Origin of the sequence: Bradyrhizobium sp. CCBAU 11386, from assembly GCF_028128955.1 — a bacterium.
Classification (GTDB): Bacteria; Pseudomonadota; Alphaproteobacteria; order Rhizobiales; family Xanthobacteraceae; genus Bradyrhizobium.
This window is the reverse complement of sequence record NZ_LBKA01000259.1, coordinates 265,234-286,111: the sequence shown is the minus strand read 5'-3', so window position 1 is coordinate 286,111 and position 20,878 is coordinate 265,234. Positions and strand designations below refer to the sequence as shown.

The 20,878-nt window shown below is 64.5% G+C and carries 23 protein-coding genes; 6 read left to right on the top strand and 17 right to left on the bottom strand.

The window, feature by feature from the left end:
* A partial coding sequence (locus tag XI09_RS41900; protein WP_271572160.1) for a septal ring lytic transglycosylase RlpA family protein occupies positions 1–419 on the top strand: 419 nt, incomplete at its 5' end.
* A gap of 65 nt (positions 420–484) precedes the next feature.
* Here the strand turns inward: XI09_RS41900 and XI09_RS41895 are convergent.
* The 5 genes from XI09_RS41895 to XI09_RS41875 are packed head-to-tail and all read right to left on the bottom strand — an operon-like array spanning position 485 to position 3,861.
* Positions 485–1,192 carry a hypothetical protein gene (locus XI09_RS41895; RefSeq protein ID WP_271572159.1) on the bottom strand — a complete coding sequence of 236 codons (708 nt, stop codon included), beginning with the start codon at positions 1,190–1,192 and terminating at the stop codon, positions 485–487.
* Entirely contained in the window at positions 1,189–1,626 is a 438-nt protein-coding gene (locus XI09_RS41890) for an acyl-CoA thioesterase (protein ID WP_271572158.1), read from the bottom strand. The genes XI09_RS41895 and XI09_RS41890 overlap by 4 nt, the downstream gene beginning before the upstream one ends.
* A complete protein-coding gene (locus XI09_RS41885; RefSeq protein ID WP_271572157.1) occupies positions 1,626–2,534 on the bottom strand; it encodes a fumarylacetoacetate hydrolase family protein in 909 nt (302 codons plus the stop codon). The genes XI09_RS41890 and XI09_RS41885 overlap by 1 nt, the downstream gene beginning before the upstream one ends.
* Positions 2,535–2,577: 43 nt before the next feature.
* The gene (locus tag XI09_RS41880; RefSeq protein WP_271572156.1) at positions 2,578–3,684 is read right to left on the bottom strand and encodes a cupin domain-containing protein; all 1,107 of its coding nucleotides are present in this window, start codon (positions 3,682–3,684) and stop codon (positions 2,578–2,580) included.
* 54 nt (positions 3,685–3,738) lie between these two features.
* Positions 3,739–3,861, bottom strand: a complete 123-nt coding sequence (locus XI09_RS41875) for a hypothetical protein (RefSeq protein WP_271572171.1) — start codon at positions 3,859–3,861, stop codon at positions 3,739–3,741.
* A gap of 239 nt (positions 3,862–4,100) precedes the next feature.
* On the opposite strand from XI09_RS41875, the gene XI09_RS41865 reads away from it, so the two are divergent.
* The 4 genes from XI09_RS41865 (at position 4,101) to XI09_RS41850 (ending at position 8,954) form a co-directional block, all read left to right on the top strand.
* Positions 4,101–6,260, top strand: a complete 2,160-nt coding sequence (locus XI09_RS41865) for an indolepyruvate ferredoxin oxidoreductase subunit alpha (RefSeq protein ID WP_271572155.1) — start codon at positions 4,101–4,103, stop codon at positions 6,258–6,260.
* A complete protein-coding gene (locus XI09_RS41860) occupies positions 6,257–7,822 on the top strand; it encodes an indolepyruvate oxidoreductase subunit beta family protein (RefSeq protein WP_271572154.1) in 1,566 nt (521 codons plus the stop codon). The genes XI09_RS41865 and XI09_RS41860 overlap by 4 nt, the downstream gene beginning before the upstream one ends.
* Before the next feature lie 155 nt (positions 7,823–7,977).
* Positions 7,978–8,472 carry a MarR family winged helix-turn-helix transcriptional regulator gene (locus tag XI09_RS41855; RefSeq protein ID WP_271572153.1) on the top strand — a complete coding sequence of 165 codons (495 nt, stop codon included), beginning with the start codon at positions 7,978–7,980 and terminating at the stop codon, positions 8,470–8,472.
* On the top strand, positions 8,472–8,954 hold the full coding sequence (locus XI09_RS41850) for a MarR family winged helix-turn-helix transcriptional regulator (RefSeq protein ID WP_271572152.1): 483 nt from the start codon (positions 8,472–8,474) through the stop codon (positions 8,952–8,954). The genes XI09_RS41855 and XI09_RS41850 overlap by 1 nt, the downstream gene beginning before the upstream one ends.
* A gap of 65 nt (positions 8,955–9,019) precedes the next feature.
* Here XI09_RS41850 and XI09_RS41845 read toward each other — a convergent pair whose 3' ends face one another.
* The 7 genes from XI09_RS41845 to XI09_RS41815 form a co-directional block, all read right to left on the bottom strand.
* Positions 9,020–9,748 (bottom strand): SDR family NAD(P)-dependent oxidoreductase, encoded by a 729-nt coding sequence (locus XI09_RS41845; RefSeq protein ID WP_271572151.1) that lies wholly within the window; start codon positions 9,746–9,748, stop codon positions 9,020–9,022.
* 19 nt (positions 9,749–9,767) lie between these two features.
* On the bottom strand, positions 9,768–11,384 hold the full coding sequence (locus XI09_RS41840; RefSeq protein WP_271572150.1) for an ATP-dependent acyl-CoA ligase: 1,617 nt from the start codon (positions 11,382–11,384) through the stop codon (positions 9,768–9,770).
* Between the two features lie 7 nt (positions 11,385–11,391).
* On the bottom strand, positions 11,392–11,868 hold the full coding sequence (locus XI09_RS41835; RefSeq protein WP_271572149.1) for an aromatic-ring-hydroxylating dioxygenase subunit beta: 477 nt from the start codon (positions 11,866–11,868) through the stop codon (positions 11,392–11,394).
* Positions 11,865–13,205 carry a Rieske 2Fe-2S domain-containing protein gene (locus XI09_RS41830; protein WP_271572148.1) on the bottom strand — a complete coding sequence of 447 codons (1,341 nt, stop codon included), beginning with the start codon at positions 13,203–13,205 and terminating at the stop codon, positions 11,865–11,867. Before XI09_RS41830 ends, XI09_RS41835 begins: the two co-directional genes overlap by 4 nt.
* A gap of 17 nt (positions 13,206–13,222) precedes the next feature.
* A complete protein-coding gene (locus tag XI09_RS41825; protein ID WP_271572147.1) occupies positions 13,223–14,173 on the bottom strand; it encodes a PDR/VanB family oxidoreductase in 951 nt (316 codons plus the stop codon).
* A gap of 120 nt (positions 14,174–14,293) precedes the next feature.
* Positions 14,294–14,911: a flavin reductase family protein gene (locus XI09_RS41820; protein ID WP_271572146.1), complete on the bottom strand. Its 618-nt coding sequence runs from the start codon at positions 14,909–14,911 to the stop codon at positions 14,294–14,296.
* Positions 14,912–14,918: 7 nt separating this feature from the next.
* A complete protein-coding gene (locus tag XI09_RS41815) occupies positions 14,919–15,209 on the bottom strand; it encodes a hypothetical protein (RefSeq protein ID WP_271572145.1) in 291 nt (96 codons plus the stop codon).
* Positions 15,210–15,424: 215 nt separating this feature from the next.
* Between XI09_RS41815 and XI09_RS41810 the strand changes: the two genes are divergently transcribed.
* Positions 15,425–16,261 (top strand): IclR family transcriptional regulator, encoded by an 837-nt coding sequence (locus XI09_RS41810; protein ID WP_271572144.1) that lies wholly within the window; start codon positions 15,425–15,427, stop codon positions 16,259–16,261.
* An 11-nt stretch (positions 16,262–16,272) separates the two neighbouring features.
* On the opposite strand, the gene XI09_RS41805 is transcribed toward XI09_RS41810, so the two are convergent.
* From XI09_RS41805 to XI09_RS41785, 5 genes are read right to left on the bottom strand one after another with little or no spacing between them, the layout of a single operon-like run.
* On the bottom strand, positions 16,273–17,322 hold the full coding sequence (locus tag XI09_RS41805) for a LacI family DNA-binding transcriptional regulator (RefSeq protein ID WP_271572143.1): 1,050 nt from the start codon (positions 17,320–17,322) through the stop codon (positions 16,273–16,275).
* On the bottom strand, positions 17,319–17,963 hold the full coding sequence (locus XI09_RS41800) for a ThuA domain-containing protein (protein WP_271572142.1): 645 nt from the start codon (positions 17,961–17,963) through the stop codon (positions 17,319–17,321). The genes XI09_RS41805 and XI09_RS41800 overlap by 4 nt, the downstream gene beginning before the upstream one ends.
* A 10-nt stretch (positions 17,964–17,973) precedes the next feature.
* Positions 17,974–19,071 carry a Gfo/Idh/MocA family protein gene (locus XI09_RS41795; RefSeq protein WP_271572141.1) on the bottom strand — a complete coding sequence of 366 codons (1,098 nt, stop codon included), beginning with the start codon at positions 19,069–19,071 and terminating at the stop codon, positions 17,974–17,976.
* A 22-nt stretch (positions 19,072–19,093) separates the two neighbouring features.
* Complete coding sequence (locus XI09_RS41790) at positions 19,094–19,942, bottom strand: carbohydrate ABC transporter permease (RefSeq protein ID WP_271572140.1); 849 nt, start codon at positions 19,940–19,942, stop codon at positions 19,094–19,096.
* Complete coding sequence (locus XI09_RS41785; RefSeq protein WP_271572139.1) at positions 19,935–20,876, bottom strand: carbohydrate ABC transporter permease; 942 nt, start codon at positions 20,874–20,876, stop codon at positions 19,935–19,937. The genes XI09_RS41790 and XI09_RS41785 overlap by 8 nt, the downstream gene beginning before the upstream one ends.
* Positions 20,877–20,878: the final 2 nt, after the last annotated feature.

The window sequence follows — 20,878 nt, the reverse complement described above, 5'->3', positions numbered from 1 at the left end:
GTGAAGCGCGTGGAGTTCACTCAAGTGCTGTCGTGGATGCCGCCTCTGGGGATGCGATCGTCGGCGCAGCATCCATGTACAATCCGTTCAAGCCCGGCAAGGAAGAGGGCGGCCCGAACACCGCCTCCGGCGAGCGTTATGATCCCTCTGTCTGGGCGGCCGCCATCAAGACGACTTTGCGTCGGAAATTCGGTGGGGTCCAATTTGGCGCAAGGCCGAAGTATGCCCTCGTCGAGGCCGTAGGCAAGAAGGTCATCGTCAAGATCAATGACGTAGGGCCATTGAGGCCTGGCCGCATCATCGACCTCAACGAGCGGACGATGCGCCATTTCGATCCAAGCCTGGAGCGCGGCGTCATTGAGGACGTAAAAGTCAGCCCACTTTCAGGAGACTATTGGATCCCGGGACCGGTGGGCTGAGCGCCCCGCGCGAAGGAGGTCGTGCACGTCTCGGACAGCGGGGGCGCTTTCACACTCGCGACTATCTAGGGCTCTGGCCGAACCACCCGCGTCAGCATCGGAAAATGCTTGTTGCCGCCTGCGAACGCCGGGAACTGGACGAAGTCCGCACGCATGCGCTTGATCACGTCGGACCCGAGCGCGTGCGCGAGGGCTTCCGGGCTGTCGAACACCAGCTTGTTGCGCTGCATGTGCTCGACGCGCTGCGACGGCAGCCGGTCCACCCAATCGATGCGGGTGTAGATCTCGATCTGGCGGACATCAGGGAACGTCCGCATGATCGCCGGATGGTGCTCCAGATAATGCAGGTTCCAGGCGTTCATGTCCTCGGCTGGGCCGGGATAGTGCACGAGGTAACTGCACGGAGCTGTCGTTCCTGCCGGATGTTCGGCGACATCGACGGGGAACGCGAGTGTCAGCATCACCTGGTGCGTGACGTCCAGTCCGGTGAGGCCGGATAGTTCGGCCCCTGTCGCGAGTCTGGCGAGGACGCCGCCGCGATCCATCGCCGCCTCGCAGGCGAGCAGGTCGGGAAAGCGCAGTTGAAGCGCAAACACGGGGCCGGAGCCGTCGGCCTTGTAGGGATGATCGACCGACTGTTGCAGCGGCGTGAACAGCAGGCCCTCGGTGATCTCAGGGATCGATCCGACCAGCTCAGCGACGGCGGCAACCTCGTCGGAACGAATCCACCGTTCACCTGGAGGATCGGAGAACGTCATGAAGAGCGAGATCATGCCGGCGTTGCCTCAGCGCCCCCGCCCACGCTCACGTGCGCCAAGAGCGCGGCGCGAATGTCATCGGGCCACGGGATCGCATGGTGATCCAGCAGCGAGGTCGCGGCAACGACCTGGCGGGCGCGCCAGCGCATGCCATTCGCGCCCGAGACGACATGCTCCAGATGGAGCGACGATCCGCCCACCCGGTCGATGCGCAATCCGAACGTCAGGCGATCGCCGAACATCGACGGGCGGGAAAAGTCGCAAGTCAGATGCACCGTGGGCGTTCCGATCTTCCGGACCGTGATCAGTTCCGGCCAGGGAAAGCCGATTTCCGCCCAAAACTCTTCGACGACGCCGTTGAGGATGTTCAGATAGGACGGAAAATACGCGATGCCCGAGGGATCGCAATCGCCGAACCTCAGCTCGCGATCGAACGAAAACGTCGTCATCAGATCGCGACAACGGGGTGCCTGATGACACCGACGCCGTCGACCCCCGCTTCCACCACGTCGCCCGGCCACAGCCATTCCTGCGGGCTCATGCCGGCGCCGACGCCTTCGGGCGTTCCGGTCGCAATGATGTCGCCCGGCTCGAGCGTCATGCCCGACGAAATGTCCGATATCAGCACCGGGATGTCGAAGATCATGTATTTGGTGTTGGAATCCTGCTTCATGACCCCGTTCTTGGTCAGCCACAGCCTCAGATCATGCGGATCCGGAATTTCGTCCGCGGTCACGATGCACGGGCCGAACGGTGCATAGGTGTCCATGCCCTTGGAAAAGATCCACTGGCCGGCGCGGCGATTGTCGCGCGCGGAAATGTCGATCATCACCGAATAGCCGAAGACGTGCTCCATCGCTTTCTCGGTCGCGATGCGCGTCGCGGTCTTGCCGATGATGACGGCGAGCTCGACCTCCCAGTCGAGTTGCTGCGTCATCTTCGCGTTGTGCTGGATCGCCGCGCCCGGGCCGATCACGGAGGTCGGCGGCTTGGAGAAGACGACCGGCTGCTTCGGCAGGTCCTTGTCGGTATCCAGGCTCTTGGCGGACTCCGCGACATGCGCGCGGTAGTTCAGCCCGATGCCGAAGATGTTCTTTCGCGGACGCGGGATCGGCGCCTGCAGCTTCACATCCTCGACCGGAACGGCGGAGCCGGCCGGCAAGCGTCCATTGGTATTGTCCAGGCATTCCATGAGCGCCGGCAACAGCGTCACGCTGTTGTCGATGAACGACAGCATGTCGTTCGGCCATGCAAAGCCTTGCGACGCACCGAGGTGCTCGACGTCCACGACCAATCCGTCAACGAGGACCCCGAGGCGGGCACCGCTGGAGCCCAAAGTGTAGGTAACAAGACGCATCGAATCTTTATCCGGCTCTTTCGGTTGAATTCTGCGAGGGTAGTCAGGCCGCCACTGGCTGGTGGCCGGCATTGTCGCCATAGGCCTCTTCACGATAGAAGCCGAGACCTTCGATGACGGGCAGGTCGTTGAAGCAGAACAGGCAGGCGTCCTCGCTGTCCGAGGCATTGCCGTGCTCGTGCCAGGCCCAGGAAGGAATGCAGAAGATGTCGCGCTCCTCCCACGCAAAACGCTTGCCGCCGATGATCGAATAACCACGGCCCTTGGCGACCTGGTAGATGAAGCTGCCGGTATGCCGGTGCGACTTCGTCTTCTCGCCGGGCCGGAGCAACTGCATGCTCGCGCCGATCGTCTGCATCACGTGCCCGCCGGTGATCGGATTGACGTAGTTCATGAGAATGCCGTCATAGGGCGAGCCGTCGGTCGCGGCGGCGTATTTCCGCAAGGACTCGTAGGTCGGCTCCCACTCGTATTTGAACATGGGGGAATAGCCCTTCGACCATTTCGAATCCGCCGGCCGCAGCCCCGGATTGCCCCAGGTCTTGGTCATGTCGTCCACGGGATAGCCGGAGTCTTCCTGCTGAACCTTGGGATGGACCGCGAAAAAGTTCGCCTCCAGCGCATTGACCAGCGGGATGTCCAGGCCATCCTGCCAGATGCAAACCGAGCCGTTGCCTTCGACGCCATGCTCGTGCCAGGTGCCGTTCGGCGTGAGCACGAAATCCCGCGCCCCCAAGGTCATCTTGTGACCATCGACGATGGTGTAGGCACCCGCCCCCTCCATGATGAAGCGCAGGGCCGAGGCCGAGTGCGCGTGCGCAGTTGCGACTTCGCCGGGGTGCATCACCTGCAATCCCGAATAGAGCCAGCCGACCGCGGCCGAGACGTCGCGGCGGCCGGGATTGTTGAGGTAGATCACCCGCCGTCCCGCCTTCTCCGGCGAGACCAGCTCAACCGAACGCAGCACGTGCTCGCGCAGATCGTTATAGCGCCAGAGCACGGGAACGGAGGCCGATTGCGGAGCCCATGGCTCGATCTTGTTGGCGACCGTCCACAGCGCGCCGGCTTCGTACTTTTCCAGATCCTTGTAGTAGGCCTTGAGCTCGGGGGTGTCCTCGACATTGGCCCGGCCGACGGTGTTTTCGCGCATCCTATCCTCCAAGTCCTGTCTCGTGGCGTCGTCGGTGCGACACGTTCCGAACTTTCATTCCGGTTTGCCCGGGATCGACGCGAAGCCCGTCGGCTCCACGGCAACGCGCTCTCCGTTCGCCAGGCCAAGCGGCGTCAGTGGACGTCGATTGACCCGCAAATCGACGATGTCGTGCATTCGCTGCGGCTTCACGGACCAGTGAAGCCGCCTTGTCCGCTGTCGCGCAGGCGTTGAGATAGACAGGTGAAGCCTGGACGGCGGCAGCTCTAAAGCGAGGCAGCTTCAGCATCGGCCCTACCCTGTCGCTGGCTCATGACCGCCTTGCCGGAGAGAAGATCCGCAAGCGTGATAGCATGGCGCGGCGTTGACTTACTTCACATGTAAACGTATGCTATCGCATATTTCTGGAGGGTGCAATGGCTGAACGGTCTTTTGCTCGCGAAGTCGAGGATCTCCGGCTCGGCGACGGCGATACGTTCCGCGGCGAAGGCATCCTCGCCATCACCAAGGCGCTGCTGCAATCCGGCGTCGCCTATGTCGGCGGCTACCAGGGCTCGCCGATCTCGCATCTGATGGACGTGCTCGCCGACGCCAAGGACGTGCTCGACGATCTCGGCGTCGTGTTCCAGAGCTCCGCCAACGAGGCGGCCGCGGCGGCGATGCTCTCGGCCTCGGTGATGTATCCCCTGCGCGGCGCGGTTGCGTGGAAGTCGACGGTCGGCACCAACGTCGCCTCCGACGCGCTGGCCAATCTGGCCTCGGGCGGCGTCACCGGCGGTACCATGATCATCGTCGGCGAGGACTACGGCGAAGGCTCCTCCATCATGCAGGAGCGCACCCATGCCTTTGCGATGAAATCGCAGATGTGGCTGCTCGACCCTCGCCCCGACCATGAATGCATCGTCAATTTGATCGAGAAGGGTTTTGAGCTTTCCGAGGTCTCGAACACCCCCGTGATGCTCGAGGTTCGCGTCCGCGCCTGTCACATGCATGGCAGCTTTGCCTGCAAGGACAACGTCAAGCCGGCGCATACCATCAAGGACGCGCTCAACAATCCCAAGCGCGACGTTGGCCGCATCGTGCTGCCGCCGGCGGCCTATGAGCATGAGCAGGAGAAGATCAAGACGCGCATGCCCGCGGCTGTTGGCTTCATCCGGGACAACAAGTTGAACGAGTGGATGGGACCGAAGCACGGCAAGGTCGGCATCATCATGCAGGGCGGCATGTACAACAACGTGATCCGCGCGTTGCAATATCTCGGGCTGTCGGATGCCTATGGCAACACGCAAGTTCCGCTCTACGTCATGAACGTCACCTACCCCGTGATTGACACCGAGGTCGCGGAGTTCTGCGTCGACAAGGATGCCGTGCTCATCGTCGAGGAGGGCCAGCCGGAATATCTGGAGCAGGCGATCAACACGGTGCTGCGCCGAAGGGACATCCAGGCGCGCGTCCACGGCAAGGACGTGCTGCCGATGGGCGGCGACTACACCGCGCAGGTCCTGCTGGGCGGCGTCAGGGAATTTTTGGAGAAGACCGAGCCGCGGCTGCTCGGCAACCGGCCGCCGGCGCCGGATGCAGCGCCCGTGCTCAATCACCCCGCGGTCGAGAAACTCAAGCAGGTCGTGCCGGCGCGCCCGCCCGGGCTCTGCACCGGCTGCCCGGAGCGGCCGATCTTCGCCGCCATGAAGCTGGTCGAGGAAGAGCTCGGCCAGCACCACGTCTCCGCCGACATCGGCTGCCATTTGTTCTCGATCCTGCCGCCCTTCAATATCGGCGCGACCACCATGGGGTTCGGCCTCGGCCCGGCCTCGACCTCGGCCTTCAACGTCAAGGCCGACAAGCGCTCGATCGCGGTGATGGGCGACGGCGGCTTCTGGCACAACGGACTGACCAGCGGCATCGGCAATGCCGTGTTCAACAAGCATGACGGCGTTTTCGTCATCGTGGACAATTTCTACACCTCGGCGACCGGCGGTCAGGACATCCTGTCGTCGCGCGCGACAAACAAGCGGCGCAAGACCAACAATTCGATCGTGCAGGCCGTGAAGGGCATCGGCGGCCAGTGGGTGCGTCAGCTCGACCGCACCTATGACGTCGGCAAGATGCGCGACACGCTGAAGGAAGCGCTGACGACCAAGGACGAAGGCCCCAAGGTCATCGTCGCGTCCTCCGAATGCATGCTGAACAAGCAACGCCGCGTGAAGCCGCAGATCAACAAGGCGATCAAGGACGGAGTGCGCACCGTCAAGGAGCGCTTTGGCGTCGACGAGGACGTGTGCACCGGCGACCATGCCTGCATCCGGCTCTCCGGCTGCCCGTCGCTGTCGGTGAAGCAGCTCGACGACCCCTTGCGTGACGATCCGGTCGCGGCGATCGACAATTCCTGCGTCGGCTGCGGCAATTGCGGCGAGGTCTCCGAGGCCGCCGTGCTCTGCCCCTCGTTCTACCGCGCCGACGTCATCCACAATCCGACCCGCTGGGACATGTTCAAATCCAAATTCGCGATGGCCGTGATCGGCTGGCTGCAACGGCGGCGCGATCGCCGGCGTCCGGCGCTCGAGGCACTGGCATGAGGGACGAGACGATCCGGCTGGCCCTTCCCGCCGCGGGCGAGGTAACCGAGCGGCCGATCTCGATCGCGATCGTTGCGATGGGCGGCCAGGGCGGCGGCGTCCTGACCGACTGGATCGTCCAGCTTGCCGAGAACCATGGCTGGGTCGCGCAATCGACCTCGGTGCCCGGCGTCGCGCAGCGCACCGGCGCCACGATCTACTATATCGAGACGATGCCGCCGCTCGACGGCCGCAAGCCGATCCTGTCGCTGATGCCCACGCCCGGCGACGTCGACGTGGTGATGGCGGCGGAGTTCATGGAGGCCGGCCGATCGATCCTGCGCGGCCTTGTGACGCCGGACCGCACCACGCTGATCGCATCCAACCACCGGTCGTTTGCGATCGGCGAGAAGATCGCGCCGGGCAACGGCATCGCCGACGGCGGCGCCGTCACCGGCGCCATCGGGATCGCCGCCAAGACCGAGATCATCTTCGACCTGAACGCGCTGGCGATCGCGCATGGCAGCGTCATCTCGGCCGCGATGTTCGGCGCGCTCGCGGCGGCCGGCGTGCTGCCCTTCAGCCGTGACAGCTATCTCGACGTCATCCGCGCAGGTGGGAAAGGCGCGAAGGCCAGCATCGGGACTTTCGAGGCCGCCTTCGAGCGGGTCAAGACCGGCTCACCCGACGTTGCGGCGCCGCCGCAACCGAAACAGGCCGACACCATCCCCTCTCCCGCAACGCCCGATCCGGATCTCGCCGGGCTCGCCGCAAGGCTGACGCAGGAGCTGCCCGAGCCCGCACTCACCATGGCCCGCGCTGGCCTGAAGAAGGTGGTCGACTTCCAGGACGTCGGCTATGGAACCGAGTATCTCGACATTCTGAGGACCCTGCACACGGCCGACCGCAACGCCGGCGGTGCGGCCCGGACTTATGCCTTCACGGAAGCCGCGGCAAAGTACCTCGCCAACGCCATGACCTATGACGACGTCATCCGTGTCGCTGACCTCAAGACGCGCGCGGGTCGCCGCGCGCGCATCGAGAGCGAGCTCGAGATGTCGGAAGGACAGGTGCTCCACACCACCGAGTTCATGCATCCCCGCATGGAGGAGGTGATGGGCGTGCTGCCCGCGGGCTTCGGTCGCTGGCTTGGCGCGCGGCCGCGCCTGCTCGGCTGGCTCGATCGCCGCGTCAACCGGGGGCGCCGGGTGCGGACCTACTCGCTGCCCTGGTTCCTGGCGCTTTATGTCGTGGGCGGCCTACGCGGCCTGCGCCGCCGCTCGCTGCGGCACGCCATCGAGACGGCGCACCGGGACGGATGGCTCAAGGCCGCCACCGACGCGGTCGGCACCAACTACCAGCTCGGTGTCGAGATCCTGCAATGCCGCCGCCTCGTGAAAGGCTATTCCGATACCCACAGCCGGGGGCTGTCGAAATTCGACAAGACGCTGGCGGCGATCAAGCTGGTCGAGCGACGCGAGGATGCCGCCGACTGGGCGCGCCGCCTGCGCGAGGCGGCGCTGAAGGACAGCGCCGGCAAGGAGCTCGACGGCGTGATCCAGACCATCAAGACTTTTGCATGATGCGGGTCGAGCTCAGCACAGGATTGGATTGCCGTTCGAACCGGAGAACGTCAGGATTAGACGGCTTGACTACGATTCTCAGGTTGCTAATCGGAGCGAAAGACCCGCGATAATCCCTCTAATTGACGAGACACCTTGTCCTCGATGGTCATGCGATGCCGGCAGCACTCAAAGAGAACATTGTTCCCGTCCCCGGGCAGATTGAAACCCGGCTCTGGCTCCAATTGCTGTCGCTGCATGGCGAGCTGTTCGCCTCGCTGAATTCGATGCTGAACTCCGAGTTCGGCCTGTCGCTTGCAAAATTCGACGTGCTGGCCCAGCTCGATCGCTACCGGGACGGGCTTGCGCTTGGTCAGTTGTCGCAAAACCTGAAAGTGACCGGCGGCAATGTCTCGGGCCTCGTGCAGCGTCTTCTCGCCGACGACCTCATCAGCAGGGAAATGTCGAGCGAGGACCGGCGGTCCTTCATCGTGCGCCTGACGCCGAAGGGCGAAGCGCTGTTCAGGAAGGCAGCCGACGTCCACAAGAAGCATCTCGGCAAACGGCTCGAGAACGTTTCGGCCCAGGAGCTGGACATCGCCCTGTCCGTGTTGAAATCGCTCTCGTCAAAACTTCGTACCGAGAGCAAGAAGCAAAGTCGCAAGAGATAATGGCCAGAGAATCCAAGAGCAGATGGAAGTCAGGTCCGCCGAGGACACGGGACCAGCTGCAAACCTACATCCCGTATCTGTTCAACCGGCTCGCCAATCGCTGGAATCTCGACCAGAACCGCGACCTCAGCGAACACGGCGTCAACAATGTCGTGTTCCGGACGCTGTCAGTCCTGTTCATCTACAAGACCCTCACCGTCAACGAGATCGCCGTGCTCGCGGTGACCGAGCAGTCGACGGCGAGCCGCATGGTCGAGTCCATGGTGTCGTCGGGCCTCGTCAAGCGCGAGATCGCGGAGGAAGACCAGCGCCGACGCGTCGTGGGTTTGACGCCTGATGGCGAAGCACTGCTGCGCAAGATCTGGCCGATCATGGCGAACAACTACGACAAGCTGATCGAGGGCATCGACCCTGATGACATCGAGGTCTGTGCGCGCGTGCTGGCCAAGATGGTCGAGAACATCCGCCAGAACCAGATCTAACCTGTTTGTTGGAGCATGATCTTTTCGGAAAACCGCTTCACACTTTTCCGGATCATGCTCTGCTGCTACGGACCGAGGCCGACGAGGCTGGTGCCGCCGCAGACGTAGAGCACCTGGCCGGTGACGAAATCGGAACGTTCGTCGAGGAAGAAGGTGATGGCGTGCGCGACGTCCTCACGCGAGCCGAGCCGCCCGACCGGGACGTTGCGCGCAATCCGCTCCTGCTGCTCGGAGCCCTTGGGAATGATGCCCCAGAAATTATCGGTCAGGATCGGCCCCGGCGCGACCACATTCACGGTGATGCCGCTCGCGGCGAGCTCCAGCGCCCAGGTCCGCGCCATGCCGTGCACGCCGGCCTTGGTCGCCGAATAGGCCGAGCGCGTCGCCGCGCCCATCGCGGCCCGCGAGCTGACGAACACGATGCGTCCGAAGCGGCGCGACAGCATCCCTTCCAGCGCCGCCTGGGTCAGCAGCATCGGCGCGCCGAGGTGCAACTGCGCCAGCATCAGAATGTCTTCCGGCTTCGCGTCGGGCAGCAGGTTCGGCAGGATGACGCCCGCATTGTGCACGAGGCAGTCGATGGCGTGATCCCGGCCGATCTCCTGCGCGACCGCGCGCGTCTCCGCGATGTCGGTCAGATCGGCGCGATAGGCCGCGAGCAGTTCATGGGTCCAATCAGGCTTCTCCAACCCGACCGAGACCACGCGCTGCCCCTTCTCGACGAGCTTTCTCGCCAGCGCCTCGCCGATCCCCGAATTGCCGCCGGTGATGAGTGTGGTGCGGATCTCGCTCATGATCGCCTCCCTGCCCGCGTCAGACCTGACGCCGCTTGAGGTCGCGGAGGTCGAAGAAGGCGCCATCGCGCATCAACCTTGCGACAAAATCCTTCAGCCCGCCGCGCTGGATCTTCTCGGTTGCGGTCAGCGGCAGGCTGTCGACGAAGCAGATCCAGCCCGGCGCCTTGTAATAGGCCATCTGCTCCAGGCTCCAGCCGACGATGTCCTCGGCGAGCGCGCGGCCGGCGCCGGCCTCCTCGGCGATGATGACGGCGGCAACCTCGTCGCCGCGCACCTGATCGGGCGTCGCCGCAACCGCGGCCTGCCGGATCGCAGGATGGCGGTTGAGGACGGACTCGACCTCGACCGCGGCAATGTTCTCGCCGGACCGGCGGATCACGTTCTTCTTGCGATCGACGAAATGGAGGTCGCCGTCCGCATCGCGCGACACGATATCGCCGGTATGCAGCCAGCCGCCGTCCCACGCCTCGGCGGTGGCCTCGGGGTTCTTCAGATACTCGCGGAAGAAGCCGTAGCGCGGGTCGGCGCCTGCCCGCCGCACCAGGAGCTCGCCCGGCGTTCCGCTCGGGGAGTCATTGCCGCCGTCGTCGACGATACGAACGTCGACGTCGGGTGCGGGTCGCCCGAAGCAGCTGGTGCCGATTTTGCGCGGCTCGACATTGGCGGCGATGACGCCGCCGCTGCCCGTCTCGGTCATCGCCCAGGCCTCGAGCAGCGGAAAGCCGAAGCGGTCCTCGAACGGCGCGTGCAGGAGCTTGTCGACGCCGGCGCCGAAGCCGAAGCGCACGGTGTGCGCGCGATCCTGCCCGGACGGCGGCGCGCTCATCAGCATCGAGGGCATCACGCCGAGATAATGCAGGCAGGTCGCGCGGCTGTCGCGCACCGAAGCCCACCAGGTGCGGGGATGGAAGCGATCAAGCATGGTCAGGCTGCCGCCGACCGACAGCATCGCCATCAGCGACACCGCCATCGCGTTCATGTGGAACAGCGGCAGCGGCGTGATCATGCGCTCGCCATCCGGCTTGAGAGCGATCAGCCCGCCGACGTCGCGATACCAGTTGCCGGAATGCAGGAAATAGGTGTTGGTGAGCACGCAGCCCTTGGGCTGATCCGTCGTCCCCGACGTATAGAGCAGCGCGCATTCGCTCGAGCCGTCACTCGTGCTCGCCGGCCGCACGCCATCGAATGGCGCGGGCACGTCGTCCTCGCCGGTCACGACGGGGATCGGCCGGCCGGCCTGGCGCGCCGCCGTCTCCACCTCGTCGCGCCGCTCGGCAAGGACGAACGCCGCATTCATCTCGGAATGCGCGATGATGTATTCGAGCTCGCTCAGCCGCAGATCCGGATTGATCGGCACCACGGAGACGCCGAGCGCGTTGAGCGCGAACCACAGCTCGACGAACACCGGCCTGTTCTGAAGCAGCAGCCCGACCCGGTGGCCTTCGCCATAGCCGCAGCTCGCGAACGCGGCGCGCCAGCGCTCGACCCGATCGAGCATGGCGCGATAGGTGATCTCACCCGCCGTGATGCCGTAGATGCCGGCCGTCTCCGGCAGCACGTTGAGGAAGCCCGCCTCGCCGCGGCGAAGCGCGGTCTCGCGAAAACGGGCGTAGACTGTGGTCGCTGCGGTCAAATTCGTCTCACATGAAGAGCTGGATGTTGCCGAACGGCGCGTCGAAATTGACGAGATCCACGCGCTTGAGCTTGATCTTCAGGGCATCGCCGACCTGGACGAGATCGTGCGAGGCCCATCCCGAATAGCGGTCCAGCATGTCGCCGCGCGTCTCGGTGTAGATGTAGGAGGTCCGCGCCTTGAACACGCCGGCAGCCGTGTCGCACGCCACGATCTGCGGCGCCTGCAAAAGATGATGACAACGGCTCTTCGGCTTCTGGCTGAAGGTCCGTTCGCCGGCGAGACGCTCGACCCGCACCTTCAGGAGCAACAGGTCCTCGTACATCAGCGACGGCTGGAGCACCGGATCCTGCTGCTGCCATTCGAGCGGCATCCAGTAGCGGCCCTCGGCGTGAAACAGATCGAGCCAGGCCTGCCATTGCATCGTGTCGAGCAGCTCGGCCTCGCGATAGATGAAATCCGTGATCGTCTTCTCGGTGATCATTCGGCGGCCTCGACGTGCCTGTCCATGGCCATGGTCATGAATTTCGCCCAGGCGTGGAACTGGTTTCGCATCTGGCGCTCGGAGGTGCCGTTGATCACCGCTGTGACGTCCTGCTCTTCATGGCTCTCGTAGAGCCGGCGGAGATTGACCCATTGATTGCCGTTGGATTTCAGGCCTTCCTGCGCCCGCTCGTACATTTCGAGGTCGTCGTGGCCGACGATCGAGGTCGGCGCGTTGATGAAGCGGTTGTACATCAGCGCCCGCTCGTAGAGCTTGTCGGGCGCGCCGACCAGGCGATAGACCCAGCTCTCGACCAGGGTCTTGTCGACCGCGATCGGGATGAAGTTGCGCAGGATCTGGACGGCGCCCTTGACCATGATGTTGGGGAAATAGACGGTGTTGTGCCTGACCTCGCCGAGGATCTCGTGCGCCCGCTTCTCGCCGTAGGCCGCGACCATCTGGTCGAGATAGCCCGGGACATCCGAGTAGTTCGAATGGATGGAGTTGGCGACGCCGGTGTGGCCATGGCCGTTTGGCCAGATCCTGATGCCGCTCTGCTCGTAGAACTCGTACGGGCTCATGAAGGGACCGTAGAGTTGCACCGCCATCGGCGTTTCCGTGGAATCGCCCTGCTCGCGCTTCCAGACCTTGACCGCAGTGCCGGCCGAGCTCTCATGCGCCACCATCGGATGGCAGGTGTCGGTCTGGTTCTCGACCAGCATCTTCCAGTTGCAGGTGTGCATGTAGCGGATCGGCGTCGCCATGACGGCGAGCTCGCCCTCCGGCGAGCGGTCGACCATGTTGTCGATGGTCGAAAGGCTCTCGCCGAAATAGTCCTCGAAGGAGACGCCGCTGTCGCTGAGCCGTGCGAAGATGAAGTCGCGATGGATCACGACGTTCTTGACCCTGGACAGCCCCTCATTCGCCTTTGTGTCGCCGAAGCCGGTGCCCTCGTAGCCCTTCTTCAGCGGGATCGCGAGCAGCGAGCCGTCGGTCTTGAAGGACCAGGCGTGATAGGGGCAGCGGAAGAACTTTCCGGTGTTGCCGCAGGGCTCGGAGGCGATCTTCACGCCCTTGTGCGGACAGCGATTGTAGAACACATGGATGGAGCCGTCGGTATGACGGCTCGCCAGCACCGGCTGGCGGCCGATCGTGGCGGTGATGAAATCGCCGGGCTTCGCCAACTGGCTGGCATGCCCGACATAGACCCAGCTGTTCGGGAACAGATGCTCCATCTCGAGCTCGAAGATCTCGGGGTCGACATAGACGTCGCGATGAACCTCGGCCTCGCGCACCAGCGCGGCAATCGCGTGGGCATCCCTTCCGTATTTCGCCATGGCGTCCCTCGCCTCCCTCACAAATCCAGCACCAGACGTTCCGACTTCGCGCGCGACACGCAGATCTGCATGACCTTGTTGGAGGCCTTCTCGTCGTCGCTGAGGATGACGTCGCGATGGTCGGGCACCCCGTCGACCACGCCGCACTGGCAGATGCCGCAATCGCCGCGCTGGCAGTCGTAGAGCACGTCGAGGCCCGCCGCCTCCAGTGCCTGAATGATGGTCTGGCCGGCTGCGACGCGGACGACCTGTCCGGTCGATCTGATCTCGACCTCAAACGGCAGGTCGGGTGAGGACGGCTGCTCTGCCCTGAAGAGCTCGTAGTGGATGCGGTCCGCCGGGACGCCCCCGGCAAGCGCGGCCGCCTTCACCGCGTCGATCATCCCCGCAGGACCGCAGACGTAGATGTGGGAGTTTGCGGCCGCTTCCCTGAGCGCCGCGGCAATATCCAAACGGGACTTGTCGCTGTCGTAGTGAACGGACAGGCCCTTGGCGCAAATGTCCCGCAGATGCGGCAGGAACGCCAAGAGTCCTTGCGTGCGGCCCGCGTAGTGCAGGCGAAACGGACTTGCGCGGGCGGTAAGCTCTGCCGCCATCGACAGGATCGGCGTGACACCGATGCCGCCGGCAAACAGCAGCGCGGGCGCTGGCCCCTCATGCAGATGAAAGTTGTTCACCGGCGCGCTTGCCTTCACGACATCGCCGATTTTCAGCGCGTGCATGAACTGCGAGCCGCCGGTCGAGGCCTCCTCGCGCAGCACCCCGAGCGCCAGCGTACCCTCAGGGAGGCCCGGCAAAGCCATCAGCGAGTACGGCCGGTCGCCTCCATTCGGGAGCGCCACCCGGATATGGGCGCCTGCCTGCCATCGCGGCACCGGGCCGTCCTCCACGTCAAACACAAGGCTCCGTATGAACGGCGTCTCCGCGGCATACGACCTGACCTTGAGCTTGAGCGGATGCGCGTCCATTCAGGCATCTCACGAATTATATGAATTTGCATATTTTTAGACATGTAATAATTGGGTGTCAATCGGCCGCAAGGGCCGACATGGGGCGGCCATGGCGGGAGGTCTCGGCGCCCGCCGCCCCTATTTGATCGGCGGCGGCCGCACCAGCTGGAAGAGATCGCGAGGCCTCGCATACCAGCCCGACCCGTGCATGCGGGCAATGAGGTCGAGGCCGATCGTATCGATATAGCCTCTCTGTGCATCGATCACGAACTGCTCCGCCACATGAGCGCAGACGATCTCGCCGATCACCGCGATCTGCCGGGGCCCGGTCTCCTGAACCGAGAGGGAGCGACATTCGAACGCCACCGGGCACCCCTTGATGAGCGGAGGCGCAACCATCTGCGAAGGCAGTGTTTGAAGCCCCGCAATCTCCATCTCGTCGACGCCGGCCGGAGCATCGACGGCCGTCGCGTTCATGGCTTCAGCCATCTGGTGCGACACCAGGTGAGCGACGAACTCACGCGTCTCGACGATATTCTGCGCCGTGTCTTTCAAGCCCTTGTTCGGATGACGCAGCAGGCCGAGCACCACCGTCGGCGGCTCATGCCCGAGGACGTTGAAGAAGCTGAAAGGCGCGGCATTGGCGGCGCCGTCCCGGGAGCGGGTCGTCACCCATGCGATGGGGCGCGGCGTAACGGTCGCGGTGAGAATCTTGTAGCGGATATCCGCCGGAAGCTGACCCATATCGAAGAGCATCGGTCCCTCAATTGCGCGCGCATTTCCGACCGACCAGATCACCGATGCGACCGAAGACCACTGCGCCGATCGGCCGGATCACGAAGCCGGCCGCAAGAGCACCGAGCGAAGCAAGCACGGCGGCGGTCGGGTTGTCCGGCGGAAACAATACCGAGCTCATGAACACGGCGAGCGAGCCGTAGATGAAGAAGTCGTACCACTCGAACACGGTGCCGAGGGTCGAGGCGAGAACGACCTGCCGCGCCTCGCTGCGCGTCAGATTCTGGTCGGCTGGTACCGCCGTCGCTCGTGCATCCATCGTCATTCCCCTGTTTGCGCCCGCGGCCAAACCCAGCCCCGCTTCAGGCAATTTTATTTAGTCATATACATATGATGTTGTCAAATATAGCAAGCTTGAATATCCGGCGCGACGCGCCCAATAATGCGCCAGCACGACACCCGCCATAACACCCTGATCTATAAGGATTTTCAGTGAAGAAGCCGCGCCGTCCCCGCCCGCCGGATTCGGCGCCTGTGTCCGCACGAGGAGCCAAACCCGGCAAGATCAGCAAGGCCGAACGGACCGGACGGCGCGGCATTCAGTCGATCGAGATCGGCTTCAAGATCCTCGACTATCTCAGGACCGAGATGCGGCCCGTGCCGCTGAAGATGATCGCCGCCAACACCGGAATGTCCGCGGCCAACGTCCACTATTATCTCGTGAGCTTTCAGGCGGTGGGCATCGTCCGACAGGAGAGCGACACCGGCTGCTATGCCCTCGGCCCCTACGCATTGAAGCTCGGCATGGCGGCCATCGAGCAATTCGACGTCTTCGCCGTCGCGCGGCCGGCCATGACCGAACTCGCAACGACGATCGGCCACACCGTATTTCTCGGCGTGTGGGGCAATCGTGGCCCGACCATCATCTATCGCGTCGAGGGCGGAGCCAGCCGGCCCATTATCGAGCTGCGTGTCGGAAGCGTCCTGAGCCTGCTGCGGTCCGCGCTGGGGCGAAACTTCCTTGCACATCTGCCGCGCTCGCTGACGGGCGAGATGCTGGATCAGGAGCTCAAGGAGGAACGTTCGCGCGAGACGCGGGTGGATGACGCGCCAACCACCAAGGCCGAGGTGGAGGAGATGATGGACACAATCCGGCGCGATGGCATCAGCCGTTGCCGTGACGCCCTTCTGCCGAACTTCACCTCCCTGTCCGCACCGATCTTCGACCAGGGCGGGTTCATGATCGCAGCCATCACGATGATGGGACCCATCGGTATTCTCGACGATGACCTGAAAGGTCCGACAGCGACGGCCCTGATCGCCCACGCGCGCGCCCTCTCCGCGACCGCCGGCTGGCAACCGGGAGGCTGAACCGCCCGGAATTACGGCAGATTGTCCCGCAGAAAAATGTCGATGCGAATACGCTCCTGGTCGGGGCTGATGGGCTCACCCGAGCAATGCGCGAGCAGGACTCGCGCCGCAGACCGCGCCTCGTGGCCGGGGTCCTGGTTGATGATCGCATCGAGCGTGCCGCGGACCAGGAAACGCCGCGTGTACTGGGTCAGCTCATGAGTGATCCAGACCACTTCGCGCGCACGCCCCGAGGCCTCAAGCGCATCGGCGATGCCACGGTTCCCGGCGCCGCAGCAGTATATGCCGCGGAGATCGGCATGGCGCGCGAGGAGCGACGCTGTGAGCTCGAGCGTGCGCGCGCTGTCGTCGCGGCCCTCGATGACCGGGAGCGCGAGCAGGTTCGGATACTCGCTGGACAGGATCTGGTGAAACCCGAACTGCCGCTCGGTGTGATCGCGCAGCGACAGCGATCCCGCGATCACGGCAACCGCTCCCTCGCGGCCGGCCAGGAAACGCCCCATCAGGGTGGCCGCAGTCCGCCCCGCGGCCGGGTTGTCGATACCGACATAGTGCAGGCGGCGCGAGCTCGGCGCGTCCGACACCAGGGTCACCACGGCGACCCCGCGGCCCACGAGTTCGTCGATCGCGGCGCGCACCCTCGGATGGTCGAGCGCGATGACGGCGACGCCCTGATAGGCCGGCGACAGGTTTTCCAGCGCGCTGGCCAGCACGTCCGGATCGAACACGTCGACATGGAGGATGTCGATGAAGCCGCGCTGGCCGGCGAGCCAGTCCGCGGTGCGCTGGACCTGCTCGGTCAGGTTGGTCATGAAGCTGTTGCTGCCGGTCGGCAGCACGAACGCGAAGCGGAACGTCTGGCCGCGGGCGAGCCGCGCGGCCGCGACGTCGGCACGATAGCCGAGCTTGGCCACCGCGGCCTCGACACGCGCGACCGTCTTGGCGCGCACGCCCTCGCGCCGGTTGACGACGCGGTCGACGGTGGCGAGCGAAACGCCCGCCGCGCGCGCGACATCCTCGAGCGTGGCACGAAGCACCGGCTGCGCCGCACCGGCTGTCATTCGCGCGCCGCCCACAGCATGCCGCGGGTCATCAACGTCCGGATCTCAGGTACGTCGAGCTCGTAGGCGCGGTGGCCGAGCGAGGAATAGAACACCCTGCCCGCGCCGTAGCGCTTCTTCCACACCACAGGCATGACCACGCCCTCGATCCAGGGCGCGTGCTCGCCGGTGAAGGTCGTCGTCGCCAACACCTCGTTGGCGGGGTCAACATGCATGTAATACTGCTCTGAACGATGCGCGAAACTCTTCAGACCCTTCATGATGGGGTCATCCGGCTTCGTCAAGTCGACCTTGTAGTCGATGATGTTGCCGGGATGCGCAACCCACTGCCCGCCGCACAGGAACTGGTAGTCGACGGAATCGCGGAATGCGTCGCACATGCCGCCATGATGGCCGGCGAGCCCGACGCCGCTGCGCACCGCCGCGCAGAGATTGAGCGCTTCGGCCTTCTCGATCTTCGACATGGTGTAGATCGGGATGATCAGCGACAGATCGTGAATCGCGGGATCGGCGAACGCCGCGGTCGTAGTCTCGATCCGCACCTCGAAGCCCTCCGCCTTCAGCCAGCCGCGAATCATCGAGGCACAGAGATCCGGATCGTGTCCCGGCCAACCACCCCAAACAATCATTGCCTTGCGCATGTTTCTGTCCTCAGTCGATCTGTCCGGTTTCGCGTCCGGCCGGCAGCATCGCCGGCCGCTCGACGCGACTCTCGATCCCGACGCGCCGCCCTTCGTCGGCGGAGGTCTGGAACGCCTCCATCACCTCCAGCACGTGGAAGGCAAGCGCCCCGCTGGCGCGGTGCGGCCGGTTGTTCAGGATCGCGGCGGCCATGTCGGCAACGCCGATCGAGCGGAACTCGCCGTCGACATGACCGTGCGTCGGCGGCACCGTCTCCCATTCACCACCGGCCCTCGCGACCTGCACCTCGCCGCCGAAGCGGTTCGGGTCCGGCACCAGCATGCTGCCCTTGTCGCCATAGATCTCGATCGGCGCGTGCCGGTGCTTCGGCACGTCGAAGCTCATGGCGATCGAGACGACCGCCCCGCTCTCGAATTCGAGCGTGCCCGCCACATGGGTCGGTACCTCGACGGGAATCAGCGTGCCGTTCATCGGCTGGCTGGTGACCACGCGCTCGGATTTCGGGCGCGCGGTCGAGCCCATCACGCTTGCGACCGGGCCGAGCAGCTGCACGAGATCGGTGATGTAATACGGCCCCATGTCCAGCATCGGCCCGCCACCGCGCAGGTAATAGAAGCCTGGCGCCGGATGCCAGCGCTCGTGGCCGGGACAGCCGAAGAAGGCGCTGCCCGCAACCGGCGTGCCGATCGCACCGTCGTCGATCAGCTTGCGCGCGGTCTGGTGTCCGCCGCCGAGGAACGTATCCGGCGCGCAGCCGACGCGAAGGTTCTTCTGTGCGGCGAGATCCATCACCTTGCGCGCCTCCGCGACGTTGATGCCGAGCGGCTTCTCGGAGTGGACATGCTTGCCGGCATTGAGCACGGCGAGACTGACGTCGGTGTGGGCGAGCGGCACGGTGAGATTGATGACGATCTCGACGTCGTCGCGCCTCAGCAACTGATCGACCCGCATCCCGGGCAGGCCGAAGGCCGCGCCCTGGCGCTCCGCAGCATCGCTGCGCATGTCGGCGAGTGCCCTGACTTCCATGAAAGGAAAGCGCTGGGCCGCCTTCAGATAGGCGGTACTGATATTGCCGCAGCCGATGATTCCGACGCCTATTCTTCTCATTGTGATCTCCGTGAGATACCGATCATCCCTTGACCGCGCCTGCGGTGAGGCCGGCGACGATGTGCTTCTGCGCCAGAAGGAAGAGAATGACCGTCGGCAGGATGGTCAGCGTGATGAAGGCCAGGATCAGGTGCCACTCGGACGAATACTCACCTTGGTAAACCATGATACCGAGCGGCCAGGGATACAGCGCATCGGTGTTGAGCATCACCAGCGGCAGCAGATAGGCGTTCCAGCTGTTGACGAAGGTGATGGTGCCGACGGTGGCAAGGATCGGCCGTGACAGCGGCAGCGTCACGTAGCGAAAGAACTTGATATAGCTGCAGCCGTCCACCAGCGCGGCTTCGAGCAGTTCATAGGGAATGTCCTTGAAGAAGCGCCGCAGCAGCAGCACGCTCATGGCCAGGCTGAACGCGACCTGCGGCAGTGCGACGCCGAAATACGTATCGAGTAGCCCGAGATCGCGCACCTTGATGAAGAGCGGCAGCACCGCTGTCGCGGCGGGAAACAACAGGCCGAGCGTCAGGTAGCTCAGCAGCATCGAGCTGCCGTAGAACCTGACATGAGCGAAGGTGAACGCCGCCATCGAGGCCGTGATCAGGGTCAGCGTCACCGCGAGCGTCGAGATGACCAGCGAGTTGCGGAGCAGCTGCCAGTAGCGCGCCGAGAACAGGATGTCGGCATAGTTCTGCCATTCCCAGTGCCTGGGCAGGCCGAACGGATTGACGCGCAGCTCGCCGAGCGACTTGAAGCCGCCGAGCAGGGTCGCGAGCAGCGGCACCAGCACGAAGATGGCGATCACGGCGAGGAACAGCGCCTTGAACAGGATGGAGGGATCGAACGGGGTACGGGCGGACTCGGCGTCATTCATCGCGCATGAACCATCGCTTGTAGGTGAAGGCAAAGGTCACGCAGATCACGAACAGGATGACGCCGATCGCGCTGCCATAGCCGACGCGCATGCGGGAGATGCCGTTGTTGTAGAGGAAGCTCACCAACGTGTTGGAGGAATCCGCAGGTCCTCCGCGCGTCAGCGGCATCACCAGGTCGAACAACTGCAGCGAGCCGATGATGGCGAAGAACACCGAGAGCCGGATCGTCGGATAGAGCAACGGGATGACGACGTGGCGGAGCGTCTGCGACCGCGTCGCGCCGTCGATGGTGGCCGCCTCGACCAGGCTCTTGTCGAGGCCCTGGAGCGCGGCGATGAACAGCATCATATGGAAGCCAAAATACTTCCAGACGATGACGATCAGCACCGCCAGCATCGCCGTGTCGGTCGAGGCCAGCAGATGCGGCGGCTCGGCGCCGAAGGTGCGCCAGATCGAAGCGACCAGACCATAATCGCCGTCATAGACGAACGAGAAGATCAGCCCGGTTGCGATCTCCGCCAGAATGTAAGGCATGAAGAACAGCATCCGCAGCGCCACTGCGCCGCGGAAACGCTCGGCGAGCATCAGCGCGAGCGTGAGCGCCAGCGGCAGCTGTACCAGCAGCGAGACCGCGATGATCAGCCCGTTGTTGCGCAGCGCGAGCCAGAAGGCGCGCGTCTCCAGCACGAAGCGGTAGTTGTCGAAGCCGATCCAGTTGGTCGGCCTGCCAAAGCCGTTCCAGTTGAAGGCCGAGTACCAGGCGGCCTCGCCAATCGGCAGCACCACGAACAGCGTGAACAGCAGCAGCGCCGGCGGCAGGAACAGGATCAGCACCGTGAAGCGGCCGTCCCAGCCGGGACCGCGCACCGCCGTCGACGAAACCGACGTCTGCGCAACGCCCATCGCCGGCGCGCTCACGATCGGTCGCGCCACCG